We start from the raw sequence: 22,843 nt of genomic DNA on the forward strand, positions 1-22,843 counted from the left end.
GGCAATTATACCCATAGCACAATCACAAGCCTGATGTAAAGTGACTCCCCTTTTAGTCCCTCCTTAAATGGGGCAATTAGTAAAATAATAATAATAAGTTTATGCGGTAAAATCTCATTATGAGCTTAGCTAAAAGAATTATTCCTTGCCTTGATGTCAGAGATGGCAGAGTTGTAAAAGGTATTAAATTTATAGATATTAAAGATGCTGGAGATCCAGTAGAGGTGGCTATTAGGTATGATTATGAGGGCGCTGATGAAATAACTTTTCTTGATATTACTGCCTCACATGAGGGCCGTAATACAACAGTGGAGATGGTTGAAAAGATTGCTGAAAAGGTATTTATCCCCTTAACAGTTGGGGGCGGTATTCGAGAAGCTAAAGATGTTAGGTTAATGTTAAAAGCTGGTGCAGACAAAGTAGCTGTTAATTCAGCAGCAATTTCTAATCCAGAGCTTGTGAACGAGCTCTGTGCAACTTTTGGATCTCAATGTATTGTTATTGCTATTGATGCCAAGCAAGTCTCTAAATACCCCCCTAGATGGGAGATATTTACACATGGTGGAAGAAAACCAACAGGCATTGATGCTGTTGAATGGGCTATCAAAATGACAAGTGGTGAAAATGGTGCTGGAGAGGTATTGATGACCTCTATGGATAGAGATGGGACAAAAGATGGTTTTGATATTAAGCTTATGAAAGCCGTTTCAAGTGCAGTTAGAGTCCCAGTAATTGCCTCTGGTGGGGTTGGGAAGCTAGAACATCTTTCAGAGGGAATTATTGATGGAGGTGCAGATGCAGTTCTGGCGGCAAGCATTTTTCATTTTGGAGAATTTACAGTCGCAGAGGCAAAAAAATCAATGCAAGATAATGGCATAGAAGTGAGACTATAGCGTATTGAGTTTTGACTATCAACAGCGTATCATTGTCCAGTTTTAAATTCTTGGATTCTTATGACTATTAAAAAAGAATTTTGGGCATTATTGTCAATATTTATCTTGCCCATAGGACTTGGAACTTTATTTTTTTATTTAAACCCAAGTTATTTTAGTGATAGTACAGTCAATTATGGTGAGCTAGTTCGCCCAGTAATAGTTACTGAGCAAGCTGATATTGCTATTGAGGGCGACGCAACTTTTAATGGTATATGGACAATTGCCTATGTATCAAAAAGCTGTGACTTGGTCTGTGAAAAGGCAGTTGCTGATATAAAAACAATTCGAACCCTCATTAATATGGATATGCGAAGAATTCAAAGAATGCTTATTGTCCAAGATGGTTCCAGTCCAAGCAATAACGATACAAGTCTTGTTAAAGCAAAAATTACAAGTACAAAACTTTCCGATAGTCTTAGTAAGTTTCCTGAAAATGCAATATACATCATTGACCCTATTGGTAACTTTATGCTTTACTATAAACCCCAAGATATTAATATTAAGTTTGTATTAAAAGACCTAAAGCGCTTACTTAAGTATTCAAGAATAGGCTGATGAAAAACATTCCAGCTATCTCTGATCTTCTTGGCCTTTGTAAGCTTAAGGTTGTTTCATTAATTCTTCTAACTGCAGTTGTTGGCATGCTTTTGGCGGTCCCTTATGTGCCAAATCTATTTCTTATAGTTATGGCATCAGCAGGAATTTCCCTGGCAGCAATGTCAGCAGCAGTGTTTAACCATATTGTTGATGAAAAAATTGACGTACAGATGTCTCGAACAGATCTTCGGCCATTACCACAAGGCAAAGTAACACGACAGCAAGCACTAATTTGGGGCCTATTTCTAGGGGTTATTGGAATAGCCCTTCTTTTGATTTTTGTTAATATGCTAACAGCTGTTCTAACATTCCTATCGCTTATTGGATATGCAGTTTTTTATACAATGTATTTGAAGCGAGCAACCCCACAAAATATAGTTATTGGTGGTGCTGCAGGTGCTGCCCCTCCAGTGCTAGGCTGGACCTCTATTGCGGGCTCCCAAGGGATTGAGTATGCACTATTGCTTTTTTTAATAGTCTTTATATGGACGCCGCCACATTTTTGGGCCTTAGCAATCCATAGGAGCGAAGAGTATAAAAAAGCTGAAGTCCCTATGCTGCCTGTAACTCATGGATTGGAGTTTACAAGAATACAGATCCTTTTATATACAGTTCTTTTATTTCTTGTTACGCTTCTTCCATATCTAACTGGCATGAGTGGAGTTATATATTTGATCTGTGCCACGACTCTTGGTGCTCTTTTTTTAGGATACTCTATTAAAATTTTTATGGAGCCGGAGAATCCTCAAATAGCCTTTAAGACATTTAAATATTCAATTAACTATTTAATGGTTCTATTTATAGGTTTATTGCTTGATCATTATCTGTTAATGACTTTTAGAGTTTCCATTTAAAGATGCGTTATTTTTTTCAAGTGCTTCGAGGTGTTGCATCAGCAATGATTGGTGTTGGCAAAAAGAAAAACCTAGCCAAGGATTTCGATGCTGTAGAGAAGAGTGGCCCGTGGCTCTACATCCTCGTTGGGCTTGTAATGACAATATTATTTATTGGGTCTATACTTTTTGCAGTGAGGCTGGTTCTATCATAAAGCTTCAATAATCTTATCTATAGCTTTTGCCATTGGCGCCGGCTCATGCGGGCTAGTCAACAGAGCGGTCAACTCAAGTTTAGGGTTAAAGAGTAAATAGCTGCCAGTATGATCAATGTCATAGTGAGAATGAGAGTGGTCATCATGAGAGGTGTGATCTTCTTTTGCTAATTTCTGTGATGCTACAACCTCATGATAAACACCAAGGGCTTTACTTATAGAAACAAGCTTATCCTGTTGAGCAGTTAAACCAACAAAAGATGAGTTAAAGGCATTAGCAAAATTATCTAGCTTACCAATATCTCTAGTAGGATCAACAGAAACAAATACAACTTGAAGCTTGTTTTTATTATCCATCATTTGATATGTGAGATTAATTTTTGAGAGGTCTATTGGGCATATATCTGGACACGAAGTGTAACCAAAATATAATAGGGCCCATTTATCTTTAGTTAACTCAGACAAATGCACATCTTCTGACTTATCATTAATGAAATTAAGCTTACCTGATAGTGATTTTGCCTCTGGATAAAGAGAGGCGGTTGGCGCAACAGATTTTTTTAATTCATTAATGTTTGGTTGCCCGCCAAAATAAATCGAGGCTGTAAGTACAAAAAAAATCAAAAAGAAAGCCGATAGTAGAATCGATTTATTCATAATTATTAAGCAGTCTTATGATTTTTAAATACTTTATGAGTCAGGCTAATTAGGCTTAGTAAAAGTCCTAAGGCTACTGCATTATGCATAATAGCAGCAAACATTGGCAGTGACATAACGACATTAATAATACCTAGGCCCACCTGGATAGATAAAAGAAGCAAGATAATAAAAATATTATTTCTTAGCATCGTATAATTTTTATATGCAAAAGCAAGTCCAATTAATGCACCTGTAATAACTAATGCTCCAACTCTATGAACCATCTGAATTGCACTTCTAGCAGGATTTTCTAAAACGCCAAATTCGTAATCAATCCCCAGTGGTCCCCAATAAAAGGCGTTTTCAAAGTCCATATTATCTGGCCACATTTGATCAAGGCAGCTAGGAAAATATTCACCACAAGATAGCGCGGCATAGTTTGTGCTAGTCCAGCCTCCAAGAAAAATTTGAAATGCAAGAAGCACGGTTACAACAACTAGAATTATTTTATCTCGTTTTGAGATATCTTGATTAAGTTGGATTGGCTTACGTTGATTTAATAAAAGCCAGAATATTAGGGTTGTTGTAGAGAAGCCCCCTAATAAGTGCATCGTAACAATTCCTGGGTGCACCAGTTCAGTTACTGTCCACATTCCAAGAGCACCCTGAAAACCCACAAGCAAAAGCAGAGCTGCCGGGACTCTGATAGATTGAGCCCTTTCAGTTTTACCAAGAGCAGCAAATATGAATATTACAATTATCGCCAATCCAAGCGTTGAGGCGGCATATCTGTGTACCATTTCTTTCCAGGCTTTTGCTATATCCAGTGGCCTTTCATATTCGCTTGATACCACATCGGGCACAAGCAATTGTCCGTAACATCCTGGCCAGTCAGGGCAGCCTAAGCCAGCATCTGCAAGACGAGCATAAGCCCCAAGTATGACAACTATAAGTGCTAGAATTATTGAAAGATTAAGAGTCTTTGTATACATAATTATCCTTATTTAAGCAGCCATATATTTTAATGAAGCAAGCCAGTTATTGGAAAAATATTGAACTAATTTCTGCTAGTGTTTGAAAAGTATATAGGGTGTTTATGACTAATTTCAATTGAAAGACCCCAAGTTTTTTTATTTTCAAGGCAGAGATGAAAATAGTTCAACTAATATTGATAATAAAGGTGAATTATTACTTGGTAAAAAGAAGATAAACAGGTATCATTTAATTGCATTTTTTAATTGAACTTGAAATTGCATTTTTAATAACTATATATGCTATTCCTAATATAGCTAAACAAAGATTAAATTCGGAGAATCTATGAAATTATTGTTTAACCTTGCTGTCACATTTATTGGACTCCTAAGCTCGAAGTCTGTGTTTGCAGAATACACACTAAATATGACTAAAGGAATTACAGATATCAGTAGAGATATCTGGGGCTTGCACATGATGGTTTTTTGGGTTTGTGTTGCAATCGGTGTTGTTGTTTTCGGAGCAATGTTTTATTCAATTATTGCTCACAGAAAATCAAAAGGAGCTAAGGCGGCTAATTTTCATGAAAGCACAACTGTTGAATTTATTTGGACTGGAATACCTGTTTTAATTTTAATTGCAATGGCAATTCCTGCGTCCAAGACACTTATAGATATTGAGGTTTTGGAAAAGGCTGATATGACTATAAAGGTAACTGGAATAAGGTGGAAGTGGCAATATGATTATCCTGAAGAGGGGATAAGTTTTGTATCTAATCTAGCACAATCGTCAATGGATGTAATCAACGGAACGCCTGAAGAGCGTGAAGCTGTTCATGCAGAGAGCACTTATCTTCGTTCTGTCGATAGACATGTTGTTCTGCCAGTTGATACTACAGTTCGTTTTTTAATAACATCAGCTGATGTTATTCACAATTGGTGGGTGCCTGCGTTTGCGGTCAAGCAAGATGCAAATCCAGGATTTATTAATGACGCATGGGCAAAGCCTAATAAAATTGGAAGATATGAGGGCCAGTGCGCAGAGTTATGTGGAAAAGGCCATGGCTTTATGCCTATTGTTGTTGACGTTGTTTCTAAAGAGGATTATGCAAAGTGGGTTGAAACCATGCAGGCTGAAAAAGTTGCTGAGCTTGCCAGCGCAACTCAGGTTTGGACTGAGGCAGATCTTGTTGCCAAAGGAGAGACCGTCTATAACGCAAACTGTTCAGGCTGTCATCAGAAAGATGGTACTGGTATCCCTGGAGTCTTTCCTGCAATGATTGGATCAGAAGTAACTAATGGCCCAGCAGCATATCAGATTGATCTTGTTCTTAATGGAATGGGAGGAATGCCCGCATTTAGAATGTTAAGTGACTCAGATATAGCAGCAGTAATTACCTACGAGAGAAGATCTTTTGAAAATAATGGAACAGTTGTTCAACCATCAGATGTTACATCTGCACGTTAATTTAAGGAGAAACACATGAGCTCAACTACAACGGCAGCAGCACACGACCATCATCATCATGGCCCAGAAAAAGGGCTTTTAAGATGGGTCAAAACAACTAATCATAAAGATATTGGAACATTATATTTGTGGTTTTCTTTTGCAATGCTTCTTGTTGGTGGCGCTTTTGCAATGGGTATTCGATCAGAATTATTACAGCCTGGACTTCAATTATTTGAGCCACAGTTTTATAATCAGTTGACAACGATGCATGGCCTAATTATGGTTTTTGGGGCTATTATGCCTGCCTTTGTTGGGCTTGCCAATTGGCTTATTCCTATGATGGTTGGAGCGCCTGATATGGCACTTCCTAGAATGAATAACTGGAGCTTTTGGATATTGCCTTTTGCAGGAACAATCCTTCTAAGTACATTTTTTATGGAAGGTGGAGCCCCCGCTTTTGGCTGGACATTCTACGCACCACTATCAACTGCTTTTGCCCCTGATTCAACAGACTTTTTTATTTTTGCGATCCACTTATTAGGCTTTTCATCAATTATGGGTGCGATCAATATTATTGCAACTGTTCTTAACATGAAGGCGCCTGAAATGAGATTAATGGACATGCCTTTATTTGTTTGGACATGGTTAATTACTTCATTTTTATTAATTGGAGCAATGCCAGTATTAGCAGGTGCAGTGACTATGATGTTGACTGATCGAAATTTTGGTACAGCATTCTTTGATGCAACTGGTGGTGGTGATCCAGTAATGTTTCAGCATATTTTTTGGTTCTTTGGACATCCTGAGGTGTACATTATGATCTTGCCAGCCTTTGGAATTATCTCTCATATCATTCCAACATTTGCTCGTAAACCTTTGTTTGGTTATACCTCAATGGTTTATGCAACTGCATCAATTGCTTTCTTATCATATATTGTTTGGGCACATCATATGTTCTTAACTGGAATGCCAGTTGCAGGAGAGCTATACTTTATGTATGCAACCATGTTAATTGCTGTTCCAACTGGAGTGAAAGTTTTTAACTGGGTAGCTACTATGTGGAAAGGATCTATGACTTTTGAGACTCCTATGCTTTGGGCGCTTTCATTTGTTTTCTTATTTACTATTGGTGGATTCTCAGGCCTTATGCTTGGAATAGCACCAGCAGATATTCAGTATCACGATACTTATTTTGTTGTTGCACACTTCCACTATGTTCTTGTAACAGGAGCATTATGGGGAATTATTGCTGCTGTATTTTATTGGCTTCCTAGGTGGACGGGCAAGATGTATAACGAAAGACTTGCCAAAATACATTTTTGGTGGGCGCTGATTTCAGTTAACGTAACATTTTTTCCTCAGCACTTTTTAGGCCTCGCAGGGATGCCTCGTCGTATTCCGGACTATGCGCTTCAGTTTGCTGACTTTAACTATATATCGTCACTGGGATCTTTCTCATTTGGACTCTCATTTATTTTCTTTACTTATATTATTGTTAATTGCATACGAAATGGTAAGCCAGCAGAATCAAGACCATGGGCAAGCGCTAAAGGGCTTGAGTGGACTTTGCCTTCTCCTGCGCCATATCATAGCTTTGAAGAGCCACCAACAAGAGCTGAAATCTTGGCTGAGTCGCAGCATAGCTAATGGCAGATAAGAAAAGCAATGGTGCTAGCAAAACAGCCTTATTAATTGGGGCATTAGCAATAGGAGTTTATGCAATAACTATTCTGCTTAAAAGCTAATATGGAAAGAAAAAAAATTACAAAAAGGTTTTGGATAACGCTAGTCTCAGCACCTATATTAGTTCTCCTTTTCGCTTTATTTGTCCTTCCTCCTCTTTATGAGGTGTTGTGTGACATAACTGGTTTTAATGGAAAGACTGGAAGAGTAGAAACAGAAAAGGCATATGTTGTAGATGATGAGCGACTTGTTGGCGTGAGTTTTTTCTCGGCAACTAGCCCTGGTTTTCCAGTACAGTTTGCACCAAAGGTAAGCTCTATGGAAGTAGTGCCTGGAAAGTTTTACACTACAAGTTATATCGCAAAAAATACGACAGACAAGTTAATTTATGGCCAGGCCATACCAAGTGTGGCGCCAACTGATGCAGCACTGCACTTTAAAAAGCTTGAGTGTTTTTGTTTTATAAGGCAAGAGTTCAAGCCTAATGAAGAAGTCGAGATGACGCTTCGGTTTGTTGTAGAGCCTGAAATGGATGAGCGAATTAAAGATGTTAGTTTGTCGTATAATTTTTACAAGTTAGATAGTTAAAGAGAGGAAAAAAATGAGTAATGAAAAATATTATGTCCCTCATGGTACCTACTGGCCAATTATTGGGTCAATAGGAATTTCAACGCTATTCATTGGTTTTGCCAACCAGATGCATGATGTGAGTTGGGGTTGGCCAGTCATGGTTCTTGGTTTTGCAATAACTGCATTTATGATGTTCGGATGGCTTGGAACTGTTGTAACTGAAAGTGTTTCTGGGATGTACAATTCACAGGTTGACAGGTCATTTAGATGGGGAATGAGTTGGTTTATTTTTTCTGAGGTAATGTTTTTTGCAGCATTTTTTGGCGCTCTCTTATATGCAAGAGTTCTAAGCGTTCCTTGGTTGGGTGGAGAATATAATAATATCTATACACCACAACTATGGGAGGGCTTTAAGGCGTCGTGGCCGCTATTAACGACTCCTGGAGATGTTGGGCAAAATGGTGTTGCCTTTTCAACAAACTTCAAGCTAGTCAATACATGGGGACTTCCAGCTCTTAATACTGGGCTTCTTCTTACTTCCGGCGTTACTCTAACTTACGCTCATCATGCTCTAAGAGCAGGACATAGGGATGCATTGATGGCATGGATGCTAGCAACAATTGCATTAGGTGTTGTTTTCCTAGGTTTTCAAATTACTGAGTATGGGCATGCCTATCATGATGGGTTAAAGTTAACATCAGGCATTTATGGCTCGACGTTTTACTTATTAACTGGGTTTCATGGCTTCCATGTAACAATTGGTGTGATTATGTTAACAGTGATACTTTACCGTATTCAAAAAGGTCATTTTAACTTAGAAAACCATTTCGCCTTTGAAGGCGTGGCTTGGTACTGGCACTTTGTAGATGTTGTTTGGTTAGGACTATTCATTTTCGTATATTGGATATAAATACTAGTAAGCATTTTCTTTTGCTAATAAATTAGGAAAATTATGAGTTTATTTGTCATAGCTATACTTGTGCTGATCTTTTTCTTTTTGGGCTCAGCCGTTATCGGTCTCTTAAAAGGTGGAAAGGCTGGATCAGATAAAATGTTTAAGGCCCTGAGAGTAAGGATTATCCTGTCAGTTTTCTTGTTTATCTTTTTATTAGTTGCAAGCCAATTTGGATGGATAGAGCCTAACAACTTCAATCTTTTACCTACTCAGTAATGAGCCTGCGCTTTTTAGTTCCTGCATTTCTTATTTGTTGTACCATCGCCTTTTTAGTTTCACTAGGGTTTTGGCAGCTTGATCGAGCAGACCAAAAACGGGCAATAGAAGTCTCAATACAAAAAGCTAATACGGGAAGTGTTGAGCTTATTGCCACAGAAGAACTTCTTAAGGATAAAGAGTATTATGAAGTCAGGCTTAAAGGAAAGTTCATAAATAATAAGCAATTTATTTATGATAACCAGATTGTGGATCAGATTTCTGGATACTACGTGCTGACACCATTTGTTCTTAGTAGTGACTTTAAAACTATACTAATCAACAGAGGGTTTGTACCTTGGAATGGAAGAAGGGATCAACTAGCAGATATATCAATAGGCCAAGTCTCTCAAGAAGTCAAGGTTCAAATCTCAAAACCAATTAAACGTATGGAGCTCAAGTCAAGTGAAGTAAAGTCTGAATTTCCAATACTACTTCAGGTAATTGATATTGAGGAAATGAGTGAGTTAGCAGCTATTGATTTTTCAAATGTAATAGGCTTATTAGACGCAGATGCTGCTAATGGTTTTGTTAGAAAATGGGAGCCATACACGGGAAGTATTGAAAAACACATAGGGTATGCGGTTCAATGGTTTTTAATGGCGTTTGTATTGGCAATTATAGGAATAAGATTAGGCTTAAAACAGCGGAAAAAATAATCAAGTTTTGATAATCTAAATCCTTGCTGAAAAAAAAATGTTTAATGTATAATTTCCCACTAAGCCGAAGTAGCACAGTTGGTAGTGCAACTGATTTGTAATCAGTAGGTCGCCAGTTCGAGTCCGGCCTTCGGCACCACAATGTATATAAATTAAAGAGGTCTTATGACCTCTTTTTTTTCGCTAAATGTTTTTTAAATAATAAGTATAATAAAGATAAGTTTATTTAATAAATATTTATTTATATGAGGACTACTAAAAGGGAAGCAGAGTTACTAAGACTAATCAACTCAAATCCCATGATAAGTCAAGATCAGCTTTCTGAAAAGTTAGGTATTACACGCTCCTCTGTGGGTGTGCATATTTCAAATATGGTTAATAAAAAACTTATCAAAGGAAGAGGATATATAACTGACACTGAAGAATTCGTCTCTATTATTGGTGGTGCAAATATTGATCTCCAAGGTTCGTCAGATAATAAGCTGGCTATAAATGACTCAAACCCTGGAGAGATTTCAATGTCAACTGGAGGGGTAGGCAGAAATATTGCAGAAAACTTATCACGAATTTCAGTAACCTCAAAAATATTTTCTTATGTTGGTATAGACTCTTTAGGAGATTTTTTAATTAATGAGACGCAAAGAGCAGGAGTTGACACCTCCTATATTAAAAAACATCCAACACTTCCAACAAGTCAATATCTTTCTATTCTTGATGATAATAAAGATATGTTAGTTTCAATATCAGATATGCGAATTATCAATGAAATGAGTATTGAAGATATAAAAAGTTTTAGTAATGTGCTCAATCAAAGTTCAGTTATTGTAATTGACACAAATATTCCAGTTGATGTAATTAAATATATTACAGATGAGTTCAGTCATTTGCCATTATTCTTAGATCCAGTATCGATTTCTAAGGCCTCAAAAATAGTTGATATTATCGGTAAATTTCATACGGTAAAACCTAATAAATTAGAGGCTGAACTTATTACTGGTATTAAAATAAATGATGAGAAAAGCATGCTTAAGGTTGCAAAAGAAATATTTAGTCGGGGATGTAAACAAATATTTATTACTTTAGGAAAAGATGGTGTTTTTTATTATGATGGCAAGGAGCATGGAAAGTATTATCAAAAAAATATTAAAGTCAATAGTGCAAATGGAGCAGGCGACGCTTTTGTGGCCGGCCTAGTCTATGGCTTTTTAAAATTAGATAGTATTAAGAAAACTGCAAGATACGCTTCTGCTGCCGCAGCAATTGCATTAAAAAGTAAAAATACAATTAGTAGTGATTTATCTCTAAGAAACATGAAACTTATATTAAAGGAAGCTTAAATGAAGCTAGATAACTACATAGATATTAGCCCAGAGATTTTACATGCTATAAAGAAAAAACTGCCAATCGTTGCTCTAGAGTCTACGATTATTTCACATGGAATGCCCTATCCTAAAAATATAGAAACTGCAATTATGGTAGAGGAAACTGTGAGAGCTAATGATGCAATTCCAGCAACTATCGCCATAATTAAAGGAAGGATAAAGGTTGGTCTCACTAGGAATGAAATTGATTTTTTGGCAACTAATGATGAAGTTCAAAAAGTCTCAAGAAGAGATCTTGCTGTTGCAGTTGCGCAAAAAACATCAGGCTCAACGACGGTAGCCTCAACAATGATTATTGCAAGTTTAGCAAAAATAGCAGTTTTTGCCACTGGAGGGATTGGTGGGGTTCATCGAGGTGCAGAAAATACTCTTGATGTATCTGCAGATCTTGAAGAACTCTCCAAAACTAATGTATGTGTCGTATGTGCTGGAGCAAAAGCAATACTGGATATTGGCCTGACTCTTGAGTATTTAGAAACTATAGGTGTTCCAGTAATAGGTTATAAAACTTCAGATTTGCCAGCTTTTTACTCTACAAAATCTGGATTTAAAGTAGACTATCGTATCGACTCAGCAGCTGATATCGCTCAAATATTAAAAACTAAATGGGATCTTTCAATTGATGGTGGTGTTCTTGTAACTATCCCAATACCACAGGAGTTTGAACTTACTTTAGATATTATGAATAAGGCAATAAATGAGGCAATTACTCAGGCCGACTCAGAAAATATAATTGGCAAAGATATAACACCCTACCTATTATCAAAAGTAAATGAATTAACCCATGGGGAGAGTTTAGAGGCAAATATGAAACTCATAAAAAATAATGCAGCTTTAGCGGCAAAAATCGCTTCTAATTATGAAAGTTAAAGGAGCTTTATAATTTTGACTAAATATTTTTTATAAGAAGCGTTTTCGTAAAATAAATTTCTGCACCTTGCCAGTCGATGTTTTAGGTATATCTTCAAAAATAAACTTACTGGGTATTTTAAAAGCCGCCATATTGTCTCTGCACCATTGCGTCAACTCTTCCTTGGACGCAGTATTATTTAAGTTAAATTGAACAAAAGCACATGGAGTCTCCCCCCATTTTTCGCTTGGCATTCCCACTACTGCAACGGCACCAACAGCAGGATGTTTATATAAAACCTCTTCAATTTCAATAGACGATATATTTTCACCACCAGAAATAATGATGTCTTTAGATCGATCTTTAAGCTGGATATAGCCATCATTATGAATTACCCCTAAATCACCAGAGTGAAACCAGCCCCCAGCAAAAGCCTCTTCAGATGCCCCTTTATTTTTTAGGTATCCCTTCATTACTACATTTCCCCTAAACATAACCTCACCTATTGTCTTGCCATCATGAGGCACAGGCTCCATTGTTTCTGGATTCATAATATCTAATGACTCCAATGGTAAATAACGAACGCCTTGACGGGCTTTTAGTGATGCTTGAGCTCCTTCATCAAGCTTATTCCATTCTTGATTCCACTCGTTAACTACTGCAGGTCCATAAGTTTCGGAAAGGCCATACAAGTGGGTAACATTAAAACCTGAGGCTTTCATTTGACTAAGAATATTTTCTGGTGGAGGTGCTGCTGCAGTAAAGAACTCTACTTTATTTATAAGTACTTGTCTTTGTTCTTTACCCAAGGAAAGAATAGTTGACATTACAATTGGTGCACCACATAAGTGCGTGACATTATGGTCAGTAAGGGCCTTCCAGATTGGCTCAACTCGAACTTGTCTCAAACAAACATGAGTGCCAATGATAGCTGACATCGTCCATGGAAAACACCAACCATTGCAGTGAAACATAGGTAAAGTCCAGAGATAGACTGAATGCTTATTTATTGAGGCAATCATAGCATTGCCTTGTGCCAAAAGATAAGCACCACGATGATGAGAGACAACGCCCTTTGGATTGCCAGTTGTACCAGAAGTATAATTTAATGAAATAGCATCCCATTCGTCTTCAGGCATGAGCCATTCAAATTGAGCAGACCCTGAAGATAAAAAGGATTCATACTCTGTTGCATTGGGAAATTCTTGACTTATTAGAAATTCACTATCGTTATAATCAATAAGTATAGGGCTTACTTTCGAGAGCTTAAGTGCAGATTTGATAACATCAATATATTCGCGATCAAAAATTAATACCTTGCTATCAGCATGATCAAGTTGGTAGGATATTACTGCTGGATCAAGACGAGTATTAAGGCTGTGTAATACAGCACCACACATGGGCACTCCATAATGCGATTCAAGCATTGCAGGAGTATTTGCCAGCATTACTGATACAGTATCTCCCCTAGTAATACCATTGTTTGAAAGTGCAGAGGCTAGTTGACGTGAACGACGATAAAATTCATCATAATTCCGTTTAATAGAGCCATGGATTATCGCTGTATGCTTAGGAAATACAGATGCTGCTCTCTCTAAAAAGGTTAGTGGAGTTAGGGGCTGGTAATTAGCAGAATTTCTATCTAGATCAGTATTATAGGGATTGGACATTATTACTTATCTTGCCATTTAGGCTGACGTTTTTCTATAAAGGCACCTATACCTTCTTGGGCGTCTAACTTTAACATGTTCTCAACCATTATTGATGATGTATAGTCGTACGCAGCTTCTAATGACATTTCTTTTTGTTTGTAGAAAGCCTGCTTACCAGTTTTCAATGTCATACTTGATTTAGAAGCAATAACCTTAGCCATATTCATTGTACTTTCTGTTAAATCAATATCCTTAACAGCCTGATTAATTAGACCAATATGTTCAGCTTTTTTTGCACTCACCATCTCACCGGTTAGCAACATCTCCATTGCAGCTTTATTAGAGATATTTCTTGAAAGAGCAACCATAGGTGTTGAGCAGAAAAGCCCAATATTTACACCAGGAGTTATAAAGCGAGCAGATTCTGAAGCAATCGCTAAGTCACAACTTGCAACTAACTGACAACCAGCAGCGGCAGCAACACCTGAAACTTCAGCTATTATGGGTTTGGAGTTGCAAGTAATAGATTTCATAAGTGAGGAACATTTTACAAATACTTCTGTGAAATATTGACGACCATTGTCTTCACTATTGCGTCTAGCAGACATCTGTTTTAAATCATGACCAGAACAAAATGCAGGCCCAATAGCCGCCAGAATTATTACTCGAACAGCATCATTTGTTGAGGCTTGATTTAATGATTCTGAAAGGGCAGCCATCATCTCTTCAGAAAGAGCATTGCGGCGTTTTTCATCATTTAGTGTTAGGCGTAATATGCCATCTTCAGAAAGTTTTTGAGTTAATAAATCATGTTGGGTAGGGTTATTAGTATTGTTCATAGCTTCAGCTCCAAAGCAATCGAGTTCTAAAATTTATTCTTTATTAATATTGACCTCTACATTTTCATCTAGTGAGTTTGCAATAAAACAATACCGATGTGCTCGGTCCTGCATTTTATCTAGGCTTTCTTTATTAACTTCAAAGCCAGCATCAAAGGTAACTATTGGGTTGAGATCAATACGATTAACACTCATCTGCCCTTTTTGATTTTTTCCTAAATAGGCAACTGCATGATCTTGGTAATCGCAAACTGGCCATTTAGTTTTTGCCGCTAATGCTAAAAATGTCATCATATGGCAACTGCTTAAAGATGCCGCCAGGGCCTGTTCTGGATTAGTATTATTTGCATTACCACCCCAATCAGGAGCAGTGTCAGATTTGATCTTGAAAGACTCGTTGAAGGTTACTTCATGCTCACTAGAAAAATTGTCAGGCATAAGGCTTGCCTCTTTCCTACTCCAACTAATTTGAACAGATAATTCTGACATTAATTTCCTATTTTCATTTCGCCACTATTTTTTTGTTTGGATCAAAAAATGGCTTTGGCACAACCTTTATTGGGAATATGCCCAATGTCGTATGTACTTCTGCATTCGTATTTATTTTAGTATAGTCAATATTTAGCATTGCTAAAGCAATATTTTTCTTCAGTCTAGGGGAATAAACTGCAGAGGTCACATAACCAATTTTATTTGAGTCAATCATAATTGGCCAGTAAGTTGTATTTGGGGCATCTAATGGGGGACAGTCAATTACTATTCCAGCCTGTTTGCGAGTTATCCCATCTGCATTAATTTTTTTAAGAGCATCTTTACCAATAAAGTTGCTATCCATTTCTAAGTCAACTAGTCTGCCTAAGCCGAGCTCATAGGGATTAACCTCACAGTCCATATCTGCTTGGTAAGATAACATGCCTCCTTCAATTCTTCTTATAGTCGAGGTGTGTCCTGGTTCCAGCCCTAAAGGCTTTCCTGCTTTCATTATATAATCCCATAACTCATTTCCTCGGGAGCCATCACGAAGAAAGATTTCGTAACCAAATTCACTTGACCAGCCTGTTCGAGAAACAATTATTGGAATGCCATTTAACTCTGATTCTTTAAACCAGTAATACTTAAGATCATTAAATTCATCACCAAAAATAGCTTGCATAATTTCAGCAGACTTTGGACCTTGAAGCTGAAGCGGAGAGACATCAGGCTCTGATAGCTCAACATCTAAACCAGAATTTACAGCAACACCTTTTGCCCAGAAAAGTACATCACTATCCGCAAGTGAAAGCCAAAAGTGATTCTCAGCTAACTTTAATAAGACTGGGTCATTGAGGACCCCCCCATTAGCATCTGTTATAAGGACATACTTGCATTGACCAATTGAACAATCCGAAAGGTTTCGTGGCGTTAATAATTGAACAAACTCTGAAGCATCTGGCCCAGTTATTTCTACTTGTCTTTCAACGGCAACATCACAGAGAATGGCATTATTTACTAAGTTCCAGAAGTTTTGAGCAGGATCGCCAAAGTCTCTAGGGATATACATGTGATTGTAGACCGAAAAACCTTGGGCACCCCAGCGAACAGTGGCATCAAAATATGGTGACTTTCTTACTTGTGTTCCAAAGCTGAATTCTTTTTTCATTGATGTATATGCGAGTAATATAGAATTCGAAGATAATACACATTTTTCAACAAGTTGCAATTATTATTTCTTATACTTTTTGCTACTTTATAAAGTTTGTTTCACGTGAAAGCTCTGATAGAATTTCAGGACCATTTGCCCTAAGAATTACAATCTCTTCCAGTCTAACTCCAAATCTTTCTTGGAGGTAAATTCCAGGTTCAATTGAAAATACCATGCCCTCATCTAAGACTACTTCAGAAGTAGCAGTAATATAGGGAGGCTCATGGATATCAATGCCAAGACCATGACCTGTTCGATGGACAAAATAGTCACCGTAACCAGCCTCAGTTATAACGCTTCTTGCAGCAGCATCAACCTCTTTTGCCATAACGCCAGGCCTTGCAGCTAACATTGCTGCTTGGACTGCTTGCTCAACAATATTATGAACTTTTAGATATTCTTCTGGTGGTTCACCTAGTACTGACATTCTAGTCATGTCGCTTGGGAAGGTTCCTTTTCTTCCACCGATATCAATCAAAACAACATCGCCATATTCTACTTTTCTATTGCCTGTATGATGATGAGGAAAGGCACCATTTGGACCAGACCCTACAATGCAAAATTGAGGTTTTGCACCCTCTGAGATAAAGTGTTTGTTTATTGCTTCACCAATTTCAAGTTCAGTTACACCTTCTTTAATTGCTGCAAAGCCAGCTTGCATTGCCCGATCATCGATCAGCGCATTCTCTTTAAGGTTAGTGTATTCGTCATTATCTTTGCGCATTCTGAGTGCGCCAATAGTAGAGTTAGTAAACTCATAGGTTGGCTTTGGTAAGGCGTCGATAAGTATTAAAGCAAAGTGAGAGCGCATTGCTTCATCTATAGCAATATTTTTTGCATTGGATGAGCCAGTATAAGAAAGAGCTTCATCTAATGCTTTATCAGGACCATTTTCATCTTTCCAGCTAAACATTTTAATATTAGAGCGCTTCATTGCATCCTCTACATTAACTGATGGCATAAGGAAGGCGTCATTTTCCAATCCCATCAATAGCATACAAGGTCTTTCATCAGGAGAGGGGTTGAAGCCTAATAACCATTTCATATGGGTGCCAGGACCCAGAGCAATTAAATCAACATTGTTATCCTTCATACGAGCACGCACAGAGTTTATTTTTTGTTGCATAAGATTTTTAATAAATTTATAAATTAATTAAATTATAGATTCAATTTTAGGCATGAGTCTAATAAGTTCCTGGGTGTAAGGATGTTCTGGATTATTGAATAACTCTTCACTTTCTTTTGTTTCACAAACAACTCCATCTTTAAGCACTACAATTCTATTACACATTTGTCTAATTACAGGAAGATCATGACTAATAAACAGCATAGCAAGGTGAAGTTCATCTTGAATATCTTTTAGAAGATTTAAAACTTGAGCTTGTATGCTCACATCTAAAGCTGAGGTAGGCTCATCACAAATTAATAAGCGTGGCCTAGTAGCTAAAGCTCTAGCAATTGATATTCTTTGTCTTTGTCCACCAGAAAACTCATGAGGATATCGATCCAATGATTGTCTTGACATCCCAACAATATCTATTAAGTCATAAAGGTTTTGTGAAAGCTCACTAGTGTTAATATTTTTTTGAAAAAGCCTGATTGGTTCAGATATTATGTCTCTTACTTTAAATCTTGGATTCAAAGATGAGTATGGATCTTGAAAAATCATCTGAACTTGTCCTCTGCTTTTATCAATTTGGTATTTTCTTTTTGAATTATAAAGTGATAGATTGTTATAAAAAATTTCCCCATTAGTTGGTCTAACTAGTCCAGTAATAATTTTTGCTATTGTTGATTTTCCTGAACCAGACTCCCCAACTAAACCTAGAGTTTCTCCCTCAAATAGTTCAAAAGAAACATTATCAACTGCCTTCACTAGTTTTTCAGTAGATTCATTTTTTGATCCAAATGAAAAATTACTCGCTAAAGATTGATCATCAAAAATTTTAGTAACACCTACTACATCTAATAATTTTTGATTTTTATTTTCTCTTACCCCCCAGGTTTTAATAATATTTTTTGTTAAATTTTTAGAATCAGAAGTAATCTCTTTTCCATCAGGACTAATAAGTTTGAATCTATCAATTTTTTTATTCGTGGGTGGGACAGAAATAACTAGGCTTCTAGCTTCATTCGATTTGGGGTTTGTTAATAATTCTTTGGTATCACCTTGCTCAACAATAAGACCATGTCTCATAACAATGACCTTATCTGTTGTTTCAGCAATAACACCCATATCATGAGTAATAATAATTACCCCTAAATTTCTTTTTTTAGTCAGATCTTTTAGTAATTCCAGTATTTGATGTTGAATGCTTACATCTAAAGCAGTTGTTGGCTCATCAGCTATAATTAAATCTGGCTCACAACTAATTGCTAAAGCAATAACAACCCTTTGCCGCATACCTCCACTAAATTGATGAGGATAATCCTCAATTCTTTTTTCAGCGTTATCAATACCTACTTCTTCTAAGAGCTGAATCGATTTTTTTAATGCATCTTTGTAGTCTAAATTTAGATGAGTTTGAATAGTTTCAATTAATTGATCCTTTATTTTAAATAATGGATTTAAGGATGTTTGTGGATCCTGAAAAACAAATCCAATTTTCTTTCCTCTTATTTCCTGAATGAGCTCTTCGTTGCCCCTTAATTCATCATTATCAATTTTTATTGACCCACTAGTTATTTCACCAGGTGGATCAATTAAATCGATGATGGCATTTGCAATCGTAGATTTTCCAGAGCCAGATTCACCAACTATTCCTAATATTTCTCCCCTCTCCAATGTAAATTCAACATCCTTGCTAGCAACAATAGTTTCTTTTCTAGTTGGATAACTAATGTTTAAATTTTTAACCTCTAAAAAACTCATCTTATTTTTAATTTTGGATTTAAGGCGTCTCTCATCCAATCTCCTAGTAGGTTAATTGACAAAGCTAATACGATTAAAAAGATAGCTGGAAAAAATGTAATCCACCATTCACCTGAAAATAAAAAACTATTTCCAAACCTAATTAATGTTCCTAGTGAAGGGGTAGTAGGGGGCACTCCTACACCTAAAAAACTTAGTGTAGACTCAGTGATTATTGCAAGAGCCAATCCTATTGTAGCAATCACTAAGAGGGGTCTGAGTATGTTTGGTAAAATATGTTTAAACATAATAAGGATGTTTGATAATCCTATAATTCTCGAAGCTGATACGTATTCTTTATTTTTTTCAACTAAAGTAGACGCCCTAGAAACTCTGGCAAATTGAGGCCATTCAGAGATACCTATTGCAAAAATTAATACGTATATCGCCATATCATTATGCATCGATTGTGAGATGACTGACTTAGCAATGCCATTTACCAGCAAGGCCATCAGAATGCTTGGTATCGTTAATTGGACATCTGTAATTCGCATGACAACTATCTCGTATTTACCACCTATATAACCAGCAGTAACACCAAGGAATACCCCAAGAATCATAGCAAAAAGTATCGATGCAAATCCCACAATTAATGAAATCCTTGAACCGTAGATAATTGTTGAGAGCATATCTCTTCCTTGCTGATCCGTTCCAAGAAGAAAACTTGAGCTGCCTCCCTCAGACCAAGAAGGTGGAGTAAAAGCATCCATTAATGAAACTGTAGCTGGGTCAAAAGGATTGTAGGGTGAGACTAATCCAGCAAAAGTGGAACAAAGAAAAATAATGAATAAAATTGTAGAAGAGATAATCGCAATTTTTGAATTAAAAAAACTATAACCTATATCTGTATCATAAATTTTATTAAAGGTTTTGTATAACATCTCTAGCCCGCCTCTTCTTTAAGTCTTATTCTTGGGTCAATAAAATAATATGTGATATCAACAATGAAATTTATCATAACAAAAATAAAAGCAACCATAATCATATAGGCTGACATTATTGGTATGTCAACAAAGTAGACTGCGTTAATAAAAAGAAGCCCCATACCAGGCCACTGGAAAACTGTTTCAGTAATAATTGAAAAGGCTATTAAAGTTCCAATGTTAATTCCAGTAATAGTAATTACTGGTATTAAGCCATTTTTAAGAGCATGCTTATAATTGATAGTGTTTCTTTTAATACCTCTTGCTCTAGCGAATTTAATATAATCGGTTTGTAATATTTCCATCATTTCTGCACGAACTAGTCTAATGACATATGTCATTTGAAATAAACTTAAGGTGACTGAGGGCAATATTAATGCCTTTAGTCCTGAGGGGGTTAAAAAACCTGTTGCCCAGAAACCTAATTGCACAACCTCACCTCTTCCAAAAGAAGGGAGGACCCCTAGTATTACAGAGAACAAGTAAATTAACATTATTCCGATAATGAATGTAGGAAGAGAGACGCCAGCTAGTGATACTACTAGGATGACATTTGAAATAAAGCTATCCCTATGGATACCAGTATAAACACCCAAAATGACGCCAGTTATTATCGCAAGTAAAGCCGACACAAATACTAACTCTAGAGTTGCTGGCATTCGTTCTGCAATAAGATCAGAAACCTCTCTTTTTAATTGATAAGATATACCAAAATCACCTTGGATAACATTACCTAAAAATCTTGAGAATTGAATATAGACAGGATCGTTTAATCCTAAAATCTCCCTAACCTCAGCTTGTCTTTCATATGAGGCATCTATTCCAGTCATGCTATTTACAGGGTCTCCAACAAAATTGAATAAAGAAAAGGAAACAAAGGCAACAACAATCATTACAAGAACAGATTGGAAAAGCCTTTTAAAAAAATAGATAAACATGGATGAATAGAGATGAAAAGGGAGTTATGTTACATTAACTTAAAGTGTTTTTCTGGCCAGATAACTGGCCAGAAAAAATATAAACTATGTTAGTTTACGTTGGCAAATCTAAATAATGGTTCGTTGTTCATTCTAATTGGAACATCGACATTACCTTTAGATGCTTGGTTAACAACTTGGTGATGTAAAGGTAGATATGTTACATCGTCTTGAGTAATATCCCAAGCCTCTGCAATCATAGCATTTCTTTTATCTAAGTCAGTTTCAACACCCATTGCCGCAACTAATTCGTCGACTCTAGCGTTATTGAAATTTACTTTATTCCAGCTACCAGAGCTTTCAAACAAGTATGAATATACATAGTGACTGTCAAAAGTTGGGACACCCCAACCTAACATATACATATCACTAGTCATACCATTAGCATCACCCTCTTTTACTTCAGAGAAATGCTGACTCTTAGTTTTTGCATCAAGGTTTACTGTAACACCAATTTTTGCAAACATACTAATAGCTGCTACACAAATTGCTTCATCATTGATGTAACGATCATTAGGACAATCCAAAGTGACTTCAAAACCATCAGGATAACCTGCTTCAGCTAAAAGTTTCTTTGATGTCATAGGATCGTAAGCCATTCTTTCATCACGAGCCGCTGTATGACCATTAACACCTGGAGCAGTAATAATACCTGCTGGTACACTTTGACCTCTCATGACCTTATCCTTAATAGCTTCCATATCTAAAGCATGGTACATCGCCAGACGAACTCTTTTATCTGCAAAAGGATTTTTTCCTTTAATATTAGATGAATTTAATTCAGCTGAACCTTGATCCATACCAAAGAAAATAGTCCTATTTTGAGGAGTCATTTTCACAGCATGACTTGATGAAGAGTCGATTCTTTTAATATCTTGAACCGGCACAACGTTAGTATAATCGATCTCTCCTGAAAGAAGCGCCGCAACTCTTGTTGCATCATTCTTAATTGGGAGTAATTCAATTTTATCTAAATTGTGAGTATAGTGATTTCCCCACCAGTTATTATTTTTTTCAAAAACAGTTCTTACGTCCTGCTCTCTAAAAGTAATTTCAAATGGGCCAGTTCCATTCGCATTGGATGCACAATAAGATGTTTCACCTGCATCCCAATTGTATGAAGCTTCACAGCCATTCGCTTTTGCCCAAGATTCAGACATTACAAATATCTGAGTCAGTTGGTTCAAAAGAATTGGATTTGGTCCATCAGTTTTTATTTCAACAGTATGATCATCAATTGCTCTTGCTGATTTAACACTCTTAATTAAATCAACCATATCAGATGGAGCAGTTCTTGCTCTATTGACACTAAAAGCAATATCACCTGCTGTCAAGGCTGATCCATCATGAAATGTCACACCTCTTCGAACATTAAATACCCATGTATCGTCAGCTGTAGTAGTCCATGACTCAGCTAGCTGAGGAAGTACCTCCATATTAATGCCTGGAGTTACCAAGCCTTCATATATTTGACGAGAAACCATGTGTGTTGGTCCTTCATTTTGAGCATGCGGATCAAGAGTTAAAGAATCACCAGGCATCGACCATTTAATCGAATTTGCAAAAGCCGGTGAAAAAATACCCATAATTAGCAATGACAAAACAATGCTTATAATTTTTTTCATTTTTTTCTCCTAAATAAACGCCTAAGATAAGACGCAACAAATTTTTCAATAAAAAAACCAGCTAATAGAACATTCGCTGGCTGTTAACACTATATAGTATCGAAAATGTTAGGTCAAGGTTAATTTATTTGAGTAATGCTAATAATTTCACAACGTGACAAAATCAAAGCCATTTAAAAAAAACTATCTGTCATAAAAAACCATAATCCTTATATGTGTAATTGGCTGTCTTTAAGCCTAT

The 22,843-nt window shown here is 36.7% G+C and carries 23 protein-coding genes and 1 tRNA gene; 13 read left to right on the forward strand and 11 right to left on the reverse strand.

The features are described from left to right. Nucleotides 1-119: 119 nt before the first annotated feature. Genes hisF through CRN91_RS01520 form a run of 4 tightly spaced genes read left to right on the forward strand, consistent with a single transcriptional unit; the run spans nucleotide 120 to nucleotide 2,580 of the window. Nucleotides 120-893 (forward strand): imidazole glycerol phosphate synthase subunit HisF, encoded by a 774-nt coding sequence (gene hisF / locus CRN91_RS01505; protein ID WP_114114693.1) that lies wholly within the window; start codon nucleotides 120-122, stop codon nucleotides 891-893. Nucleotides 894-953: 60 nt separating this feature from the next. After that, nucleotides 954-1,490 carry a redox-active disulfide-containing membrane protein gene (locus CRN91_RS01510; RefSeq protein ID WP_114114694.1) on the forward strand — a complete coding sequence of 179 codons (537 nt, stop codon included), beginning with the start codon at nucleotides 954-956 and terminating at the stop codon, nucleotides 1,488-1,490. After that, nucleotides 1,490-2,386, forward strand: coding sequence for a heme o synthase (gene cyoE, locus CRN91_RS01515; RefSeq protein WP_114114695.1), 897 nt, complete (start codon nucleotides 1,490-1,492; stop codon nucleotides 2,384-2,386). Before CRN91_RS01510 ends, cyoE begins: the two co-directional genes overlap by 1 nt. A gap of 2 nt (nucleotides 2,387-2,388) precedes the next feature. Further along, entirely contained in the window at nucleotides 2,389-2,580 is a 192-nt protein-coding gene (locus CRN91_RS01520) for a DUF2970 domain-containing protein (RefSeq protein WP_114114696.1), read from the forward strand. Here CRN91_RS01520 and CRN91_RS01525 read toward each other — a convergent pair. Further along, a complete protein-coding gene (locus CRN91_RS01525; protein WP_114114697.1) occupies nucleotides 2,575-3,237 on the reverse strand; it encodes an SCO family protein in 663 nt (220 codons plus the stop codon). The two genes, CRN91_RS01520 and CRN91_RS01525, sit on opposite strands and share 6 nt — an antisense overlap. Nucleotides 3,238-3,242: 5 nt before the next feature. Beyond that, nucleotides 3,243-4,211 carry a COX15/CtaA family protein gene (locus CRN91_RS01530; protein ID WP_114114698.1) on the reverse strand — a complete coding sequence of 323 codons (969 nt, stop codon included), beginning with the start codon at nucleotides 4,209-4,211 and terminating at the stop codon, nucleotides 3,243-3,245. A gap of 325 nt (nucleotides 4,212-4,536) precedes the next feature. On the opposite strand from CRN91_RS01530, the gene coxB reads away from it, so the two are divergent. From coxB to CRN91_RS01575, 9 genes are all read left to right on the forward strand, one after another. Then, the gene (gene coxB / locus CRN91_RS01535; protein WP_114114699.1) at nucleotides 4,537-5,658 is read left to right on the forward strand and encodes a cytochrome c oxidase subunit II; all 1,122 of its coding nucleotides are present in this window, start codon (nucleotides 4,537-4,539) and stop codon (nucleotides 5,656-5,658) included. Nucleotides 5,659-5,673: 15 nt separating this feature from the next. Beyond that, nucleotides 5,674-7,287, forward strand: coding sequence for a cytochrome c oxidase subunit I (gene ctaD / locus CRN91_RS01540; protein ID WP_114114700.1), 1,614 nt, complete (start codon nucleotides 5,674-5,676; stop codon nucleotides 7,285-7,287). 99 nt (nucleotides 7,288-7,386) lie between these two features. Continuing rightward, entirely contained in the window at nucleotides 7,387-7,911 is a 525-nt protein-coding gene (locus CRN91_RS01545) for a cytochrome c oxidase assembly protein (RefSeq protein WP_114114701.1), read from the forward strand. Between the two features lie 13 nt (nucleotides 7,912-7,924). After that, nucleotides 7,925-8,803 (forward strand): cytochrome c oxidase subunit 3, encoded by an 879-nt coding sequence (locus CRN91_RS01550; protein ID WP_114114702.1) that lies wholly within the window; start codon nucleotides 7,925-7,927, stop codon nucleotides 8,801-8,803. A gap of 42 nt (nucleotides 8,804-8,845) precedes the next feature. Then, nucleotides 8,846-9,064: a DUF2909 domain-containing protein gene (locus tag CRN91_RS01555; RefSeq protein WP_114114703.1), complete on the forward strand. Its 219-nt coding sequence runs from the start codon at nucleotides 8,846-8,848 to the stop codon at nucleotides 9,062-9,064. Continuing rightward, nucleotides 9,064-9,762: an SURF1 family protein gene (locus CRN91_RS01560; RefSeq protein WP_114114704.1), complete on the forward strand. Its 699-nt coding sequence runs from the start codon at nucleotides 9,064-9,066 to the stop codon at nucleotides 9,760-9,762. The genes CRN91_RS01555 and CRN91_RS01560 overlap by 1 nt, the downstream gene beginning before the upstream one ends. A 63-nt stretch (nucleotides 9,763-9,825) precedes the next feature. Then, nucleotides 9,826-9,901 (forward strand) — tRNA-Thr (locus tag CRN91_RS01565). 106 nt (nucleotides 9,902-10,007) lie between these two features. Then, the gene (locus CRN91_RS01570) at nucleotides 10,008-11,099 is read left to right on the forward strand and encodes a PfkB family carbohydrate kinase (protein WP_114114705.1); all 1,092 of its coding nucleotides are present in this window, start codon (nucleotides 10,008-10,010) and stop codon (nucleotides 11,097-11,099) included. Beyond that, on the forward strand, nucleotides 11,100-12,014 hold the full coding sequence (locus CRN91_RS01575; RefSeq protein ID WP_114114706.1) for a pseudouridine-5'-phosphate glycosidase: 915 nt from the start codon (nucleotides 11,100-11,102) through the stop codon (nucleotides 12,012-12,014). A gap of 30 nt (nucleotides 12,015-12,044) precedes the next feature. Here CRN91_RS01575 and CRN91_RS01580 read toward each other — a convergent pair whose 3' ends face one another. From CRN91_RS01580 to CRN91_RS01620, 9 genes are all read right to left on the reverse strand, one after another. Then, nucleotides 12,045-13,664, reverse strand: coding sequence for an acyl-CoA synthetase (locus CRN91_RS01580; protein ID WP_114114707.1), 1,620 nt, complete (start codon nucleotides 13,662-13,664; stop codon nucleotides 12,045-12,047). 2 nt (nucleotides 13,665-13,666) lie between these two features. After that, the gene (locus tag CRN91_RS01585; protein ID WP_114114708.1) at nucleotides 13,667-14,485 is read right to left on the reverse strand and encodes an enoyl-CoA hydratase; all 819 of its coding nucleotides are present in this window, start codon (nucleotides 14,483-14,485) and stop codon (nucleotides 13,667-13,669) included. A 33-nt stretch (nucleotides 14,486-14,518) separates the two neighbouring features. Next, nucleotides 14,519-14,974: an OsmC family protein gene (locus tag CRN91_RS01590; protein WP_114114709.1), complete on the reverse strand. Its 456-nt coding sequence runs from the start codon at nucleotides 14,972-14,974 to the stop codon at nucleotides 14,519-14,521. 13 nt (nucleotides 14,975-14,987) lie between these two features. Next, a complete protein-coding gene (locus CRN91_RS01595; protein ID WP_114114710.1) occupies nucleotides 14,988-16,124 on the reverse strand; it encodes a glycine cleavage T C-terminal barrel domain-containing protein in 1,137 nt (378 codons plus the stop codon). An 82-nt stretch (nucleotides 16,125-16,206) separates the two neighbouring features. Then, nucleotides 16,207-17,292, reverse strand: a complete 1,086-nt coding sequence (locus tag CRN91_RS01600) for a M24 family metallopeptidase (RefSeq protein ID WP_114114711.1) — start codon at nucleotides 17,290-17,292, stop codon at nucleotides 16,207-16,209. Between the two features lie 27 nt (nucleotides 17,293-17,319). After that, nucleotides 17,320-19,038, reverse strand: coding sequence for a dipeptide ABC transporter ATP-binding protein (locus CRN91_RS01605; protein WP_168177003.1), 1,719 nt, complete (start codon nucleotides 19,036-19,038; stop codon nucleotides 17,320-17,322). Further along, nucleotides 19,035-19,958, reverse strand: coding sequence for an ABC transporter permease (locus tag CRN91_RS01610; protein WP_114114713.1), 924 nt, complete (start codon nucleotides 19,956-19,958; stop codon nucleotides 19,035-19,037). The genes CRN91_RS01605 and CRN91_RS01610 overlap by 4 nt, the downstream gene beginning before the upstream one ends. A gap of 2 nt (nucleotides 19,959-19,960) precedes the next feature. Next, on the reverse strand, nucleotides 19,961-20,938 hold the full coding sequence (locus CRN91_RS01615; protein ID WP_174688433.1) for an ABC transporter permease: 978 nt from the start codon (nucleotides 20,936-20,938) through the stop codon (nucleotides 19,961-19,963). Nucleotides 20,939-21,027: 89 nt separating this feature from the next. Further along, nucleotides 21,028-22,602: an ABC transporter substrate-binding protein gene (locus CRN91_RS01620; protein ID WP_114114714.1), complete on the reverse strand. Its 1,575-nt coding sequence runs from the start codon at nucleotides 22,600-22,602 to the stop codon at nucleotides 21,028-21,030. Nucleotides 22,603-22,843: the final 241 nt, after the last annotated feature.

Origin of the sequence: Candidatus Thioglobus sp. NP1, from assembly GCF_003326015.1 — a bacterium.
Taxonomy (GTDB): Bacteria; Pseudomonadota; Gammaproteobacteria; order PS1; family Pseudothioglobaceae; genus Pseudothioglobus; species Pseudothioglobus singularis_A.